The sequence below is a fragment of the Daejeonella sp. JGW-45 genome (genome assembly GCF_029360805.1).
In the GTDB taxonomy this organism is placed as follows: domain Bacteria; phylum Bacteroidota; class Bacteroidia; order Sphingobacteriales; family Sphingobacteriaceae; genus Daejeonella.
Window position 1 is genome coordinate 365,097 of record NZ_JARKNC010000008.1, and the last position, 16,347, is coordinate 381,443.

Genomic DNA, 16,347 nt, shown 5'->3' on the forward strand with positions numbered 1-16,347 from the left:
AAATCATCCTTTTACTTTATTTTATAATGCTCACAAAACCTTTCAGTCTGTTCTTACCTGCACCGAAATCTACCACATAGTAATAAGTGCCTTCTGCCAGGGGTGAACCTTCAAAGCTGCCATCCCAATCGTTCTGGTAACTTACTTTTTGATAGATTATCCGGCCCGAACGATCAAATATCTTGAGTAAATGATCAGGGTAATAGTCCAGATTTTTAATGATCAGGAAGTCGTTTTTCCCATCCCCGTTCGGTGTCATGATATTCATTGCATCAAGTGCCTGATAATCGTCGATCACGTTGACAGTGATGCTTTGTGAGCTTGTACAGCCCATAGCGTTAACTGCGGTTACCGTGTAACTCGTTGTTACTGCCGGTCTGACAGTCAGTACTGCTGAGTTTTGCCCGCTGATAATGCCTGATTCCGTTTTCCAGCTGTATTCTGTTCCTCCCGAAGCTGTAAGCACTGCTGTATTTCCTTTGCTCAGCGAATTACCCGCACTGTTACTGATATGGATCAACGGCAGTGGATTAATGGTGACAGTGAATGACCTTGATATTGTGTCTGTACCGCCAGCATCTGTACCACCGTTATCTTTTGCTGTAACGGTGATTGTTGCTGTACCGCTTGCTCCCGGTACAGGTACATAAGTGACTGTACCTGTTGAACCTCTGGATGTCACACTAAGTTGATTAAGCAGATTATTGTTTGAGTTCACACTTAGTGTAGTGCTTTGCCCTGATTCCGGCCCTGCGCTGATGCCACTTAATGCTATACTTTGCACGACCGGGGTAGAACATATTGCCGGCTGATCAAGGATAGCTGTAAGTGTTGGTGCCTGGTTAGCCAGAGGCAATATCCTCAAATTAAATATCTTTGTATCAGTTATTAATCCTTTCTTAATCGTTGCAGTAAGCGTTATCATCGGACATGGCAGCCCCATTAAGGGCCTGTTTAGCATTTGTCCGTCTGCCGAAATTACAGCAGCATTGCTGCTTGTCCAGGTCACTTCAGATCCTCCGGGAAGCTTTGCCGGGAGTGGATTAGTCAGCTTAGTGGTGATATGATTAAGGTCTGTGTTTGCACCTTTGATCAGATCCTCTGTCAGTGCATTTTTATCAGATGCTACTACAGCCACGTTCAGGTCTGTTATTTGGGTAAAGGTGATAAACCTTGAAAACGCTTTAGTCCAGATCACCAGGTCGGCACCGGCATTGATCTTAAAGGCTCCGTCTGCCGGAAGTGCGTCACCTGCCGCCTGCGTATCTGATGAGCCTACAGCGGTGATTTCTGTATACACGGATCCGTGAACCCTGGCAACACGCATACCGGCTTGTCCCGGCAACAACAGCCTGACTCCTTTATTAAACGAAAGTGAATTCGTTTCACTTCCAACTTCTATGATCAGTCCAACCGTAGTTATCTCCCCCGTTACTACAGGAAGATCATAACTTGAAACCGCCGGTGCATAGATTACACCATTCCATGTGGAGCTTGAGCCAGTTACAACAGTTCCGGCCGGGATCTGCACGTTTGCCAGTGGGGAATTAATACTGGTTTGAGGGATAGTTCCTGTGCCCCCGGAAATAAGATTACCATAAGAAATAGATGGAGTTGCTGTTGTTCCGGCTGCTACCGTTAACGTAACAGCTTGTGCAGGAGAAGTTATTATTACCTGATTAGACGTGTTATTTACGGTGCTATTACCGCCTGCATCGGGTAAAATCTGCTCTGGTTGCAAGCGGGTGACTTTTAAGACATAGGTATTTGTGTTTTTGCCATCCTCGGCGGTTACAATAGTAGTAATGGTATTTTCCCCTGCGCTTAGTGCTATATTTCCCAAAGGATTTTTAGCAGTTACAGTATTGCCATTTATTTTAATGGTTGCTCCAGCCTGATCTGCTACCGGGCTTAACGTAACGGCGCTTATTCCGTTATTGACATAAGCAGTATAAGAACTTACTGAGGGTGAAAATGCCGGGCTTAATATTCCTGCACTTAGTGAAAGAGAAGATAAAGTACTTACAGAGGATAAAATAGCGGCCGCACGTGTTATAGCGATGGTGTAGGTTTTGCTTGTTGTCCCATCCTGGGCCGTAACGACTGTACTGATTATATTACTTCCCACATTGAGAGCTAAGATTCCTGAGGCAATTCCGCTATTTACTATGCTTCCGTTTACCCGGATTGTGGCATTTGCCTGTTCAGCTGCAGGAGTTATTGTAATAGCGCTAACCCCGTTTGGTACAGATACATGATATGAAGTCTCCGTTGCTGCGAAAACCGGACTTAAGGTTCCGGTGCTAATGCCAAAGCCGAGAGGTTAGCAATAACTGATACTCCTTTGCTAACAATCAATACCTGCTGCACGTCTGCCGCATCAGTATAATTAGCGTTACCCGCTTGTGATGCAGTAATATTAGTTGATCCGGCTCCAACCAGCGTCACGGTTCTGCCTGATATTGTAGCGACAGCCGTGTTCGAGCTGACGTAGGTAAGCGCATTGCCTGATGCTCCGCCTGTAGCGGTCAGATCAAATGCGGCATCCCCAAAAGTTTTAGCTGCCAGTGCCGGGAAGTTGATGCTTTGTCCTGCTTTGTTAATTGTTAGCGACTGTACCACATCGCTTGCTGCATTGTAATTTGCATTTCCTGCCTGTGATGCAGTAATATTAGTTGATCCGGCTCCAACCAGCGTCACGGTTCTGCCTGATATTGTAGCGACAGCCGTGTTCGAGCTGACGTAGGTAAGCGCATTGCCCGATGCGCCGCCTGTAGCGGTCAGATCGAACGCGGCATCGCCGTAGGACTTTGCAGTTAAGGAATTGAAGGTGACTATTTGGCTTGCTTTATTCACTGTTAGCGTTTGCACCACATCCGAAGCAGCGTTGTAGGTCGCACTCGCCGCCTGAGAAGCCGTGATATTGCTTGTCCCCGCGCTAAGGATGGTAACCATGTTACCTGATACGGTGGCAACCGATGTATTAGAGCTTGCGTAGATTACCGGATTGCCCGATGCGCCGCCGGTAGCTTCGAGTTCAAAGGCAGCATCACCATATTTTTTAGTGCCAAGGGCATTGAAAGTAATTACCTGATCGGCTTTCTCTCTGGTTACTGTAATCGTATACGTTTGTATCGTTGTCCCATCCTGAGCGGTAACCTTTACATCGATGGTATTACTGCCTACGTTCAAGACTAATGCCGATGATGCACTGGCGTTGGTAACACTGGCGTAGCCTCCACCATTTACCTGGACCTGGATGGTCGCGTTCGCCTCCGACAGGGTAGGTGTGACAGTTATCGAAGAGGTGGCAAACGGTACACTCGCTGCATAGCTCAACTTAGCCGCATCGAATTCCGGGTCGATGGTGCCCGAACTGGTTAACAAAGTCGCCAGGTTAGCGTTAGTTGAAAGCGCTCGATTTACTGTAAGGGTATAGGTTTTGGTCGTTTCACCATCCTGTGCAGTTACCACAGTAGTAATCGTATTAGAACCTCCGGATAAACTGATTGCCGGACTTGCGCTTCCGCTTGTTACTCCAACACCGTTCACAGTTACCCCTGCTGTTGCATCTGAAACCGTTGGTGTTACCGTGATGCTGGCCGTGCTGTTGCTCACCGAAGCTGAATAGCTCGTGGTATCGGAATGAAAATCTGGCGACAAAGTGCCATCAGAAAGCGTAAGGTTAGCAAGTGCCGCACTGGTAGAAACGAAAGTGGCTGACCACAAGTCTCCCCGAAGACCAGACCTTCCGGTGAGGCCAAAACCTACGCCGCCGAATAGATAGAGCTTGCCCCCGGCTTCCCAGCTTGCTATAGCATCTCTTGCCCCAGGCTGATTTGCGGCCTCTATCGATCCTAGTGTGCCGAGTTTGTTAGGCAAATTACTCCCCTTGATCCAGCGCCAGTACCCGGTATCTGGATTATATTCCCAAAGGTCATTAAGTCTCCCGGAACTTGATGTGCCGTAACCATTTCCTCCAAATAGAAAGAATTTGCCCCCGCTTTCCCAGCCCCCGGACTTGTATCTTGCGCCTGGATTATTATCTGCCGCTGCCGTACCACGCGTGCCATAGGAGCCAAACTGGTTTGTCGAGTTACTTCCTTTGATCCATCGCCAGTGGCCAGTTCCTATTTCATACTCCCAAAGGTCATTGAGATTCCTGCCATTATAGCCCCCAAAAAGATAGAGCTTTCCTGCGCTTTCCCAGGAAACTGAACTATATCTTCCGCCTGGCGTATTGCCTGCCTCTGCTGCACCCAGTGTACCATAGGTTCCTGCTTGATTTGCTAGGCTGCTGCCCTTGATCCAGCACCAGTATCCGGTTGCGGGATCGAATACCCAAAGATCGTTCAGGTAATAGGCTTCGCCTGTTGAGGCATTATTGTTTAGCCCCCCAAACAGATAGAGTTTGCCTCCGCTTTCCCAGCTTACCGAACTATGTCTTGCGCCTGGCGTATTGCCTGCCGCTGCTACACCAATTGTTCCATAGAATGCATTTGGGTTCAATGAACTGCTGCCCTTGATCCAGCACCAGTATCCGGTTGCAGGGTCGAATACCCAAAGATCGTTCAGACGGTGGTTATTGCCTGAGCTATAGATTTGCCCCCCAAACAAATAGAGCTTGCCTCCGCTTACCCAGGTCACCGAATTACCTCTTGACCCCGGGGTATTGGCTTCTGCCGGTTCGCCCATGGTGCCGTAAGCAGCTGGTTGATTAGTTGAACTGTTCCCTTTGATCCATCGCCAGTTCCCGGTATCCGTATCGTATTCCCACAAGTCGTTGAGGTATGAGGTGTTGGAGGATGTGCCACCTCCCCCAAACAGATAGAGCTTGCTGCCGATTTGCCAGGTAGCAGAACTGTGTCGTGCGCCGGGCAAATTGGCTGGGTCTGCTACACCTATTGTGCCATAAACGGGGGTTCCTGTTGTATCCTTAAAGCCTTTCAAAAATGCCCAGGTCACGCTTTGAGCGTTGGCAACACTAGTGCACAGCGAAAGGAGAAAGATGAGATAAATTCTCTTCGAATTGCTTTTAAGAAAATGAGTATAATGTTTTTTCATAGACAGGTAGAAATTCTTAACAGGTTAATGCCGAATATTTAATTCTGCCTCCCCTACATCTACAAAAATCTGCCATAAGAAAAGAACAAACCCGCCAATCTCCTGAACCAGCCTGCCAAAATGGTCGATACGATTTAATTCTTACGGTAAATTTTGACCTTATATATCGTTTAACTCACGATAATTATCATATTTGAAAGACCGAAACCTTTTGAGCATAAAATATCCTGCGATGAATCAGCCCACTTTTACAAGTTTGTTCGACCTCGAGTATTTTATTGAACTGACTCCGGATTTGGTCTGCATTGCCGGATACGATGGTTATTTTAAGAAAGTAAATCCCGCAGTTTCAAAAACGCTTGGATATACTGATGAAGAGCTGACATCGCGACCAATAAACTCGTTTGTTCACCCCGACGATCAGGACATTACAGCTAAAAGCAGGCAAAGCGTAAAGGAAGATCAACCGCTCCTTAACTTTGAAAACCGATACCTTAGCAAAAGCGGGGAGGTAGTTTGGTTATCATGGACATCCATACCAATAAAGCGCGATCACTTGATCTTCGGAATCGCCAAGAAGATCAATCCCCGGCATAAAAAAGAAGAAGCGGTGTCTCACCTGCTCGTTTCTAATCGTGGTGTTGTTAACGAGCGTTTAAAAGCAGAAGAGGAATGGCTCAATGAATTTGAAGACGCTGTTAAAAAGTATATCGGCCATCTGAATTTAAGTGTCGGCTTGCTGAGTACGGAATTGGGGATGAGCGAACGTCAGCTTTTCAGGAAGGTTAAACGGATACGAGGTCTCACTCCTAATCAACTAATCCAGAATGTCCGGCTAAAAATAGCATCCGAAGCTATTTCGTCCGGGAAGTATACAACCATAGCCGAAATTTCAAACATTGCCGGTTTTAGTACAGCCACTTATTTCAACAGATTATACAAAGAGGTATACCAATTAAATGTATCGGATCTGCTTGCCGCGGCACCGGATGAAAAGGAAGTGTAATTCCGGCAAAACCAAATACTTTCCTCCATCCAAAGGTCTCAGTGGGAGTCAATTTTGCTTAAAATGCTGATTTGATTGAATTAATAATTGACCAGTAGCCATGCCAAAACTAATTAAAACAGTCCTGGCAGTACTCAGAAGTTACTTTAAACTAAAAAAGCCTCTCCAAAGAGAAGCTTTCTATTTCTGTGCGCCCACCTGGGCGTTTATCGAATCATTTTATGGATCATTTGAATAGACTAATAATAATCCCTTGTTTAAATATTAAACACATTCCAGCAAATGCTATTTCTTAATCTTTGATCATCCAGGACAAGATCACGGATCTCATCAGGAAGTTGATCCCGTTGCCACTGACACTCCCTTTGTCCTGCTTCATCTGCCTGCTCTTTTTCAACAGACGCCCAAACCGCTTTGATAGCATAAGCCGCAGCACCCAATTCGTGTGCAGCGACGTGGGCAACTACCGCCGCCTGCCCTGCCGCATAGGCTGCATTCCGGCTGGCACCCTTTAAATCTCTTGCCGCCGACATAGCCCGTCCACCCGCTGATCTGCAATCCCACATTTTCATTTCGCCGCGAACCCAGGTCCTGATCGCTTTAATAGCTTCGCGTGGCCGCGTATCATCAGGTCTCACCGACTCAAAAAGCGGCAATACATGTTCCGCACAATCTGCTGCCCACAGCGCTAACAAATGGTGGTCGCCATCCGTCAACGTACCGCCTCGCCGGATCGTAATAAACCTGGAATCCCGTTCTTGGGGTAGGATCATATGTAAATTTAGGGAATCTTTATTTTCAGTCCATTACAATTACGCTTTTCAGACTGGGATGTCATAAACCTGAGATAAACGAAAACCCGAATGAAGCCGAATAAAAAGTACCTCTATTCGTTTTAAAGGCAGGCTCAAAAGTTCGCTTTAACTAAAAACGGTCCTAATGATATCATTAAGACCGCTCGCCCACCTGGGCTCGAACCTTGCGCTGTAATTAGCTAAATATCAATTATATACAAAGAACCGGAGTGTACTGGTAGTTGGTTTGGTAACTGGGCCAAAACGACGGTGTAAAGGTAAGGATTTTCGGATTTGTTTCGATATTTATACTTAACTGCATCTGGAATACGACCCGGGAAATTTATATTGAGTGCAAGCTTGACCAGCCGGGTTGAAAGGTCTAGGGCAGATGAGATAATTCAAACTCTCAAATAATTTCACTGCCAATTTTATCTTACTTTTAGGAAAATAAGGTTTGATGAAGTTTTACGCAGGAGCGACTGACAATAGTTGGTTTAATTATTTAAGCAGGATATCACCTGAAGATGTCAATTTTTGGCAACCCGGAGGAAATTTGGCTTTTAAATATCTTCAGCCAGGAGAACCGTTTCTGTTTAAATTAAAAAAGCCTTACCATGTTATTGGCGGGCTCGGATTCTTTTCAAGTCATACTTTTCTCCCGCTTAATATGGCATGGGATGTTTTTGGAGAGAAAAATGGGTGTGGGTCCTTTAATGAGTTCAAGAGATCAATCCTATCCTATCGTACAGACAAAGAAAACTCAAACCCAACTATCGGCTGCATCGTTCTGACAAATCCAATATTTTTTAAAACCCAAGATTGGATTCCTGTAGATCAATTTATGAGCAAAACCGGCATCGTTCAGGGAAAAGGTTTTGACACCGCAGGTATAGGAAGTGAACTTTGGACCCAGATCAACAACACGCTACAAAAGTATCTCCTTTCAAATCCAGAATTCACAGAAAATCCTTTTGTTGTAAATGATTCGGATTGGCCTGGTTACGGAAAGTCGGTTTTACAGAAAGTTCGAATTGGACAAAGTGCTTTCAGGGTCTTGGTAACAGATGCATATAGCCGACGATGTTCCATAAGCGGTGAGAAAACCTTGCCAGTTTTGGATGCAGCGCATATTAAGCCATACAACGAACAAGGACCACATAATATTTCCAATGGCATTCTTCTTCGATCTGACATGCATAAATTGTTTGATACGGGATATATCACCATTACAAAAGATTATAAGGTTGAAATTAGCAAAGCAATCAAAGAAGAATTTGAAAACGGGCGGGAGTACTACCAATATCATGGCAAAGAATTATTGTACCTGCCTGGAAAAGAAATTGACAGACCCAACCAACAATACATAGAATGGCATAATTCCATTTTCAGGGGTTAAATATATCGCACCTTGGCATGCATTTCATTTTAGCTTTTGATAGAGGCAAAAAATTTGTGCAGGGCCTGGGACGGCAAGGCTTTGCAGCGAAAAAATACTACCCGAAGGCGTGGAGATTTTTTTGTTCAAACCCGGAGGGCATGGCCTTGCCAACCGAAGAGGTATAACTTTGCCTCAGCAGAAGCCAAAAAGAAAGGGCTGGATAATTATCACTTGAATCACTGGGGTATGTGATTCTAAGAAAGAGTAGATAAGTAGCTCAGCAATCGCGTTATAACAGCTGTCAACAAATTAATAATCATAGGTTGTGAACTCATGCTAAATTTTCCTTCGGTTCGAAAGGGGGATTCCATGGTCGATACAGAGTTCCCAAATTGCATGTTTAACCAGCGAAATGTTGGGATCTGAAATGTAGTAATCTGATAGCCGAGAAAAACGAGAACTTAATCCAAAGACTGTTCTGCCACTCATGAACCTCATCAATAAATAATAACATAATTCTTCAAACCGTTTAGGTGTTGGTGCCAGCTTTGTAAGTTCAGCTATGATCGTGAATGCAATTTGAAGGGAGTTTTCATCACTATGATAGCCACTTAAAATATCAACGGTCGCGGATACAGCCTGATCAATAGTATAGTTGCTTTTTTGCAGTACATGCAAGACCATGTCCTTATCAACGGTAGTATGCCGGTGACCCAACTTAATTAGCTCAACATAATACCGGTAACCGTCTTCGCTCGAAATCATATTTCTAACGACAAGTGAGCGCACAAACGGCTGAGTCCAGACACTTTTAACCTGTAATTCTTCCTCTATCAAGCCTCTCGTGGCAGTATCATCCGAAAGCATAAGGGCACCCGTTTCCAGGCTCAGTATTGCAGATTCAAAGATATCAACGCCGATCGCGTCCTTGAATTTTTGCCACTTTTTACTGTCGTATTCAAGCAGCGTTTTGCACGGTTTGATTTCGCAATTTTGACCGATCCAAGATTCAAGAGTCTTGAGGTGCTCTAACTCTCTTTGTTTTTCCTCAGCAGTAATATGGATCCGTATTTTTTGCCCTTTATGTACTCCGAAGCTCATGTGCTCGGTGTGCGAGGTAAGACCTTTCTCACCTACATAGTTGTAGATCAGATCAGCAGTTGTGTGCGGAATAATAAACTTAGGTGTATTCTCAGGTCGGTTTAATCCGATCTTGAACATCGTGAGCAACGCTGTAATATCTGGCACTAACAAAGACGACGACCCGGCAACTTGAACGGCCTGATCGTATTGCACTACATTACCTAAAGCACAACGAATTCCACAGGACCGACTAAAATACTCATAGATGTTTATCGGACTTGTTTTATTAAAAATGGCATAAGTAGACAGCGGCAGTAAATGAGCTTCGTAATTTTTTTCCTGCTTCTCCATTGCCTCATCGAATGGTTTCCGTTGGGCGAGTTGTCGGTCTATAAAATTTTCAATATCGGAAAGCTCGTTCACTTCTCCAGATATGATACCGGATTGCGCGGCGTAGATCGTGGTGTTCTGATGTAACGCCTGTTGAAAGACGTGCGTGTACAATGGAAGTATTTGGGTGATTTGCCAACGCTCATCCTGGTTCTTGTGTAAAGCAATGCGCTTTCCAATTGTTTGGCCGTCAAGGAGTTTATAAATTGGATCCTGGAGGTTTATTTCTCCTTCATGTTTTTTCAGCTGATTTCCCGGCAGATCAAGGACCACGTAGCAGACTGTTAGTTTGCCACAAACGAGCGTGACGGCGACATTTTCTGAAACTTTTTCTGGTATAGCTGTATGTTCACGTTCATTTGGATCTGCAAGGCAATAGTTCATAAACAGCTGGTTCGATTCAAATGATGGGTTTGCTCTTCGGTAATCGTAAAGCAGTTTGAGGCAACGGTCATGATAACCTCCACTACGCAGCAACTCAACATAGCCCCACATTTGATCCGGTCGAAAGTCAAAACGGCTCAAATCTGTGTTACAAAATTCCCTAAAAGCATTTAAATTTTTATTACGGTGAAAAAGGCCTGCGAGATTAAGCTGGGCGGACAGATCATCAGGGAAATGTTTCACAAATTCTGTCAGTATCTTCTCCGCTTGTTTGTAGTCATGATAGTGGAAATAGATCGCCACCTCCTTAGTGGTATATTCCGGGCTCGGGCCAAAACGTTCGCGCAAATCTATGCAGACGGGCAGTGCTTTTGCTTTTTGACCAGAGCGCATCCAAGCATCGATTAACTGATAGGTTAAAAAATGATTGCGGCCGGGCTGCGTCATCGTTTCAAATAGCAATGCCGCCTCTTTCGGCTTGCCAAACTGAAGAAAATATGTCGCTGCAAAATAGCGATCCTTAATAGTTTGTTCACTCAGATGCTCTGCAATCAACGAACGCATCTGCGTTTCAACGTTTTTAGCCTCTTGGTTTCGGTTAGTCGCCCGTAGAATCTTCGCCTTGTCCGCAATTACTCCGAGACTATATGGATTCAAAAGTGCGGCTTTCTCAATATAATTGAGAGCTTCCTCATATTGTTGGTTTTCGGCATATAGAAAAGCTAACGTATTCAAAATCCTCTGCTGATCCTCCCGTAAAATATCAGGTTTATCCAGTTGCAGATGTGCAATACGTTTAGCGTCATCCATACGATTAGTCTTACCCAAAGCAAGCAGCCAAGAGGTGTGGAATTCGTACAGTTGGGGATGATCTGAACCGATCTTTGCAAACTGATCAGCTGCTTCCGCGTACCGTTGTGAGAACATGAAATTGACGCCAGCTTGCTTGGTCGCGAAATAGTTACTAGGATCTATTTCAAGCAGCTGTTTGGCAGTCTCCAATGCGTCAGCCTGCTCGTCTAGAACCGTTTGCAACAAATTAAGTCGTTCCAACAACGGAATCTGCAACTGAAGTTGCCCGGTATTTTTGAATTTCTCCCATTGTTGCACTAAAAGTCGCTTCGCCAGGCGCAAGTGATTTTTGTCTTCTTCACTTAGTAGTTCCAGCGTTTGAAAGTCCACATGGTCACCGACAATGACAAAACAAACGATGTTACAATAGATATCAATAAAATTATCACTATCTGTTTTAAGCTCGTATAAACGTTTCGCGTATTTAAGAGCAACCTGTGGCATTCGTTTATTTGAAATGTTAATTAACGCAACCAATAGTTCTGGAACGTCGCGCAACTCCTGCGGCACTAGATCATCCAGGTCGCTCGGAAATTCGTTTTCGGGTAACGCATAGAGCTCCAATGCCAATTTAAGCGCAGGGTGTGAGTCAGACAACTTCTCGGCCAGCGGAGCAGCTTCCCTATACCGTTTCTTAACCATATACAATCCTGCCAAACTGGAGAGATTAGCGGCATGATCAGGATTGATAGCGGCTGCTTGCTCATAATATGGTATAGCTGCATCAAAATCATTGAGCAGCATAAAGCTGTAACCGATGTTATTAAGTACTTTGAAACGAATATTGTCCGTGGTGCCTTCCCATATTCTTTCTTTAAATCCTAACAGATTCTGTTGGGCAGTTTCAATTTGGTGCGTGTCGAACGCTTTCTTTATCTGGTTTAGCTGTGCCTGATGCTCGGTGTCTATCAACTGTTCCACATCGCCTCTTAACATATAGTTTTCCAGCGGAACAGCTGCTAAGTTGTTGACACGCTCTGCCAACTCCAGCAGCAGATTATGACTTTTATCAACAGTGTCACTTATTTGTGCGGTTGCCCGCAAGCTTTCCATGTGAGATGGAGACAAATTGTCGCGGACTTGCGTTTTGTAGACATCAATAAAGTTGTCTACTAAAGGGCTGGGAACCACATTCAGATCCTTTAACGGCCCCGTTTTGATCGTCGTATGCAGGTGTTGGTCCAGCAATCGCCGGACCTCCGTCATATCGTTAGCTGGATAACCGGTGTGAAAGGCCTTCCGCACATCTTCCAGTTGGAAAATCTCGCCCCATTGATGCTCCACATCCAGCAAATAGATCGACAGGCTTTGCAGGTATGTAAAATCAAAATCATCTTCATGTATCTCAACGCCGACATCTCGGCATATCTCATGGAAGAACAGCTTTTTCTTAATTATACCTGCACCTAAAACGGAAACCGCTGGCCAGATCTTTTCGATGAAGGGAATAAAAGGCGTAATAATCAAGGCGCTAAAACTTTTTAGTAAAGATAATTATATAGCCGGCTAATCTTTTTAGTACTTCTTCACATTAATATTAGTGTCACATGACTACCTAAAGCACGCTACGGCAAAGAAGAAAGACGAATGATTAAGCCGTCATAATCACTGTGACCAATGCGCGCTAGCAACCGACTGATATACAAACAAGCACAAAGACTTTTAAATATTAGTAAAAGGATTTCATAAATTGCATTTACCTAACCTATTAAATCTCAATGTATTTAGCCACTATTTATATTAAAAATTACAAAGGTATTGAATCGTTAACTATCCCATTCGATCCAAATATTAATATCATCATTGGAGAAAATGGCTGTTGCAAAACAGCGGCAATAGACGCCATTAGGCTACTTTATAATTTGGGGAATCCTAAAAAAGACATTTATCTAGCTAATGATGACTTCTATATCAACAGCGCAAATGGCAAGCAAAGCAATATCATTGAGATTAAATACTTATTTTATGGATTAACCACTACAGAGAAAGGAGCTTTATATGAATATTTAATACTCCATCCGACAGACCCAGTAAAAGATTATGCTCAAATCACTATCCAGTACGAACGCCGTGAAAAAGGCTATCCGAAGTTTTCATATTATACAGGTGCAACCCTTGAACAGAAGGCGGATCCTGGTACTTTTGACATCTTTCAACATTACTATTTAGGGGCCTTACGCGACAGTACGACTGATCTTCTAAATATAAAAAGCAACGTCCTGGGTTCTGTGATCAAGAGATTAGTTGAACGAAGCAACACAGAGGATGATTTCAGAAAGATTATAAAAGATGCAAATACCGAATTGCTAAAGCGCCCAGAGGTTTTGACCACGAGGCAAGGCGTAAATTTGCATTTGGATGATATTTTTAAAATATCTAAAGATAATCAGATCGGTCTACGTATAGAGGAGTCCTCAAGAATCGAAAGCATAGTCAACGTAATAAAACCATACCTCCCGCACGATAAGAAACTCCTTGAGAATGAAGGATTTCAGCTTTATCAAAACAGCTTAGGCTTTAATAACCTCATTTATATCGCTATTATTCTCGGTGATATCAAAGAGCGACTTGTGGATAATTCGAATCAACATTTTGTTCTATTAATCGAAGAACCGGAAGCTCATTTGCACCCACAATTACAACTGAATCTTTACAATTTTTTAAAGGTAGCCAGTTCCCCAACAAATTGTCAGCTATTTATTACAACGCACTCACCAACACTGACGTCTAAGTCAGACCTTGACAATCTGATAGTACTAAAAGGCTCTGCCGTGAATGTTGGCGATTGCTTTAAGGAACGTGCCGCGGAAAATATAATTGAGCAAATCGTCAAGAAAACAGTCCTCACCGAAAAAGACTTCTTAAGGCGAAAAATGCAACTGCAACGATATTTGGACGTTACAAAAAGCCAACTTTTCTATGCCCGCGGAATACTTTTTGTTGAAGGCATCTCAGAAAAACTTCTAATTCGAGCCTTTGCAGAAGTCTTAGACAAGCGTATAGAGGATCATCGCTGTGAGATCGTCAGTGTTGACGGTATTTCTTTTTATTCATTCATACACCTTTTTAATTCTACCGATCCTAATCGGAAACTCAGTTATAAAGGAGCTATTATTACTGACGATGACCGCTTATCAAAGTCCAAGAACAGTTTTAAAAATTTAACCACCCAATCTTTTAAAAACCTAACCGGCTTTCATGCAGACCTTTATAACGCAACCATTGGTAATCGGCTAGGTAATCTTCGGTCAACGCTTAGTAATCATGTTACTGATGTGAGGCTGTTTGCAGCGTTCAAAACGCTTGAATTTGAAATTGCATTAGCAAATATTCCGGGGACCAAAGTCGAATATTTTAACAATTTTTTAGTGCAGTATATCGCAACGGTTGATTCAAAGAAATCAGCAGTAATCGACTTGTATGTAAAAAGTTTGCCCAACCCCACGCTGAGCAATGACGAGCGAGAAAAGATAGCCATTTTGTTGTGGAAATCTTTGCCATCGAAAGCTGAATTCGCACAAAACTTCTCAATTGCTTTAGATGAGGAATTTTTACAGGCGCAAGCAAGTGGGAAAACTCTCCAATTTAATGTACCGGAATACATCAAGAAAGCTATTAACCATGTAATTCAATAATGCAGTTCGACATAACCCCTGATAATAAACCTTACTTAGATGGTCGCGGAAAAATCATTTTAAACGCATGCCCAGGCAGTGGCAAAACTACTGCAATCGCTTACAAATTGGGAGCCCTAGTAAAAGAATGTGAACAAACTTATGGTCCTTATGCTGGGATTGCCTGCTTATCCTTTACAAATACAGCTACGGAAGAAATTGCAAGCAAGTTCCGAGGTTTGACCAATAGCTATTTAAGCTTTCCACACAGTGTATCCACGTTGGATAGTTTTATTAACCGATATATAACATTACCGTTTTACTATTTGATGGGGAAACCTTCAAAGCGGCCGATAATTCTTGATGTTGTTTCCTTTCTTGATGAAATGAATCTTGGTTATTTTCCGGCCAAGTCCAAACAACCCCTTGTTAGGATATTGCAGCCATCAAAACTGAAATTTGAATCAACTGGTGAGATCAGCTGGAACGGAAACCGTCCGAAGGCACAGACGGTTGATCTTGCTATATTCGACAAATATGCGGCAACATTTAAGAATTGGCAACTAAACAATGGCTATTTAAATAACGATGATTCTACTTACATAGCTTTCCGGTTATTAAATAAATTTCCTTCTATTGCCGACGATCTGGTGCAGCGATTCCCGTATTTCATTATTGATGAAGCTCAAGATACCTCGGAAATACAATACAAGATATTTGATATACTCATCGCCGCAGGGCTAACAAACATAGAGTATGTCGGCGATCCATACCAGAGCCTGTATGAGTTCAGAGAAGCACGTCCAGACCTTTTCTTGGCCCGTTTTGCCGACACAGCTAACTGGAAACCGTTACGATTAAAGGATTGTAGGCGTACGTCACAGCAAATCATAAATGCTTATAGCCTCTTCCGATCTCCAGCCGAAGTTTCGATTATTTCATCTTGTAAGCATACTACAGATCATCGTTTAAAAGTATTGAGATATGATCCAGCGAACCTTTCCGATCTAATAAGTCGTTATGAAGCTTTAATAGACATAACGAAAGAAAACTATATTCTGGTTCGGGGGAGCACGCATCTTGAAATGTTCGGTGCGAAATTCTCTTCTGAACAACCTTGGAAACATGGGGCAGCCAGGAGCTTAGTGGATGCTCAACAGTTCTATAATGGGGGAAATGTAAAAAGTGCTGTTGATACACTGAGAAAGTTTCTAGTTGAGATACAAGTACCTGCTGCAGATCGCAAGGAGCAATGGAATCTTCGAGAGAAAATGAAGGAAGATTTAGATGTCAATATTCAACTATTTGAGTTCTTAAGGCGAATGCCTTCAATTGATGACACATTAGAGGCCTGGACAAAAAAAGTCGTGGATTTTATTTATAGCGAACTCAATGTCACTATCGACCTCCAGCTAAAACAGAAAGGGAAGGCATTCTACGCGTTAAACTTAAAAGCACTTCTTTATCCCGAAATAAATGTAGATTATCCAGTGACTACTATTCACAAAGTTAAGGGCATGACATTTCATTCCGTTTTATTAGTATTGAGTGAAAATAGTACGGCAGCAAACATTTCCCTTTCGGAATTTAAAAAGCCGACCGGTTTGCCTTCTGAAAAGCAACGTATGATTTACGTAGCATTATCGCGTCCTGAGGCGATGGCTTGTATCGCTGTGCCAAATACAATCGGAGAGGAAAAGGTTAAAGAATATTTGGGAAACGACATCGAATTTGCATAGCAGGCGAATTTTCAAGTGTCGGTATTAACAATATAACGAT

At 43.3% G+C, this 16,347-nt stretch carries 8 protein-coding genes; 4 read left to right on the forward strand and 4 right to left on the reverse strand.

Translation table 11 applies throughout. From position 1 onward, the window contains the following. Positions 1 to 16: 16 nt before the first annotated feature. Together P2W76_RS11095 and P2W76_RS11100 are read right to left on the reverse strand one after the other, a co-directional pair. Positions 17 to 2,308: a cadherin-like beta sandwich domain-containing protein gene (locus tag P2W76_RS11095; RefSeq protein ID WP_276348372.1), complete on the reverse strand. Its 2,292-nt coding sequence runs from the start codon at positions 2,306 to 2,308 to the stop codon at positions 17 to 19. Next, a complete protein-coding gene (locus tag P2W76_RS11100; protein WP_276347902.1) occupies positions 2,290 to 5,064 on the reverse strand; it encodes a cadherin-like beta sandwich domain-containing protein in 2,775 nt (924 codons plus the stop codon). The genes P2W76_RS11095 and P2W76_RS11100 overlap by 19 nt, the downstream gene beginning before the upstream one ends. A 232-nt stretch (positions 5,065 to 5,296) precedes the next feature. On the opposite strand from P2W76_RS11100, the gene P2W76_RS11105 reads away from it, so the two are divergent. Further along, positions 5,297 to 6,070 carry a helix-turn-helix domain-containing protein gene (locus P2W76_RS11105; protein WP_276347903.1) on the forward strand — a complete coding sequence of 258 codons (774 nt, stop codon included), beginning with the start codon at positions 5,297 to 5,299 and terminating at the stop codon, positions 6,068 to 6,070. Positions 6,071 to 6,327: 257 nt separating this feature from the next. On the opposite strand, the gene P2W76_RS11110 is transcribed toward P2W76_RS11105, so the two are convergent. After that, positions 6,328 to 6,843 carry a putative immunity protein gene (locus P2W76_RS11110; protein WP_276347904.1) on the reverse strand — a complete coding sequence of 172 codons (516 nt, stop codon included), beginning with the start codon at positions 6,841 to 6,843 and terminating at the stop codon, positions 6,328 to 6,330. A 481-nt stretch (positions 6,844 to 7,324) separates the two neighbouring features. On the opposite strand from P2W76_RS11110, the gene P2W76_RS11115 reads away from it, so the two are divergent. Continuing rightward, positions 7,325 to 8,263: an HNH endonuclease gene (locus tag P2W76_RS11115; RefSeq protein WP_276347905.1), complete on the forward strand. Its 939-nt coding sequence runs from the start codon at positions 7,325 to 7,327 to the stop codon at positions 8,261 to 8,263. Between the two features lie 318 nt (positions 8,264 to 8,581). Here the strand turns inward: P2W76_RS11115 and P2W76_RS11120 are convergent, their stop codons facing one another. Continuing rightward, positions 8,582 to 12,421, reverse strand: coding sequence for a tetratricopeptide repeat protein (locus P2W76_RS11120; protein WP_276347906.1), 3,840 nt, complete (start codon positions 12,419 to 12,421; stop codon positions 8,582 to 8,584). A 251-nt stretch (positions 12,422 to 12,672) separates the two neighbouring features. Here P2W76_RS11120 and P2W76_RS11125 point away from each other — a divergent pair, with 251 nt between their 5' ends. Next, positions 12,673 to 14,589 carry an AAA family ATPase gene (locus P2W76_RS11125; RefSeq protein WP_276347907.1) on the forward strand — a complete coding sequence of 639 codons (1,917 nt, stop codon included), beginning with the start codon at positions 12,673 to 12,675 and terminating at the stop codon, positions 14,587 to 14,589. Continuing rightward, complete coding sequence (locus tag P2W76_RS11130) at positions 14,589 to 16,307, forward strand: ATP-dependent helicase (protein WP_276347908.1); 1,719 nt, start codon at positions 14,589 to 14,591, stop codon at positions 16,305 to 16,307. The genes P2W76_RS11125 and P2W76_RS11130 overlap by 1 nt, the downstream gene beginning before the upstream one ends. The last annotated feature ends 40 nt before the right edge of the window (positions 16,308 to 16,347 follow it).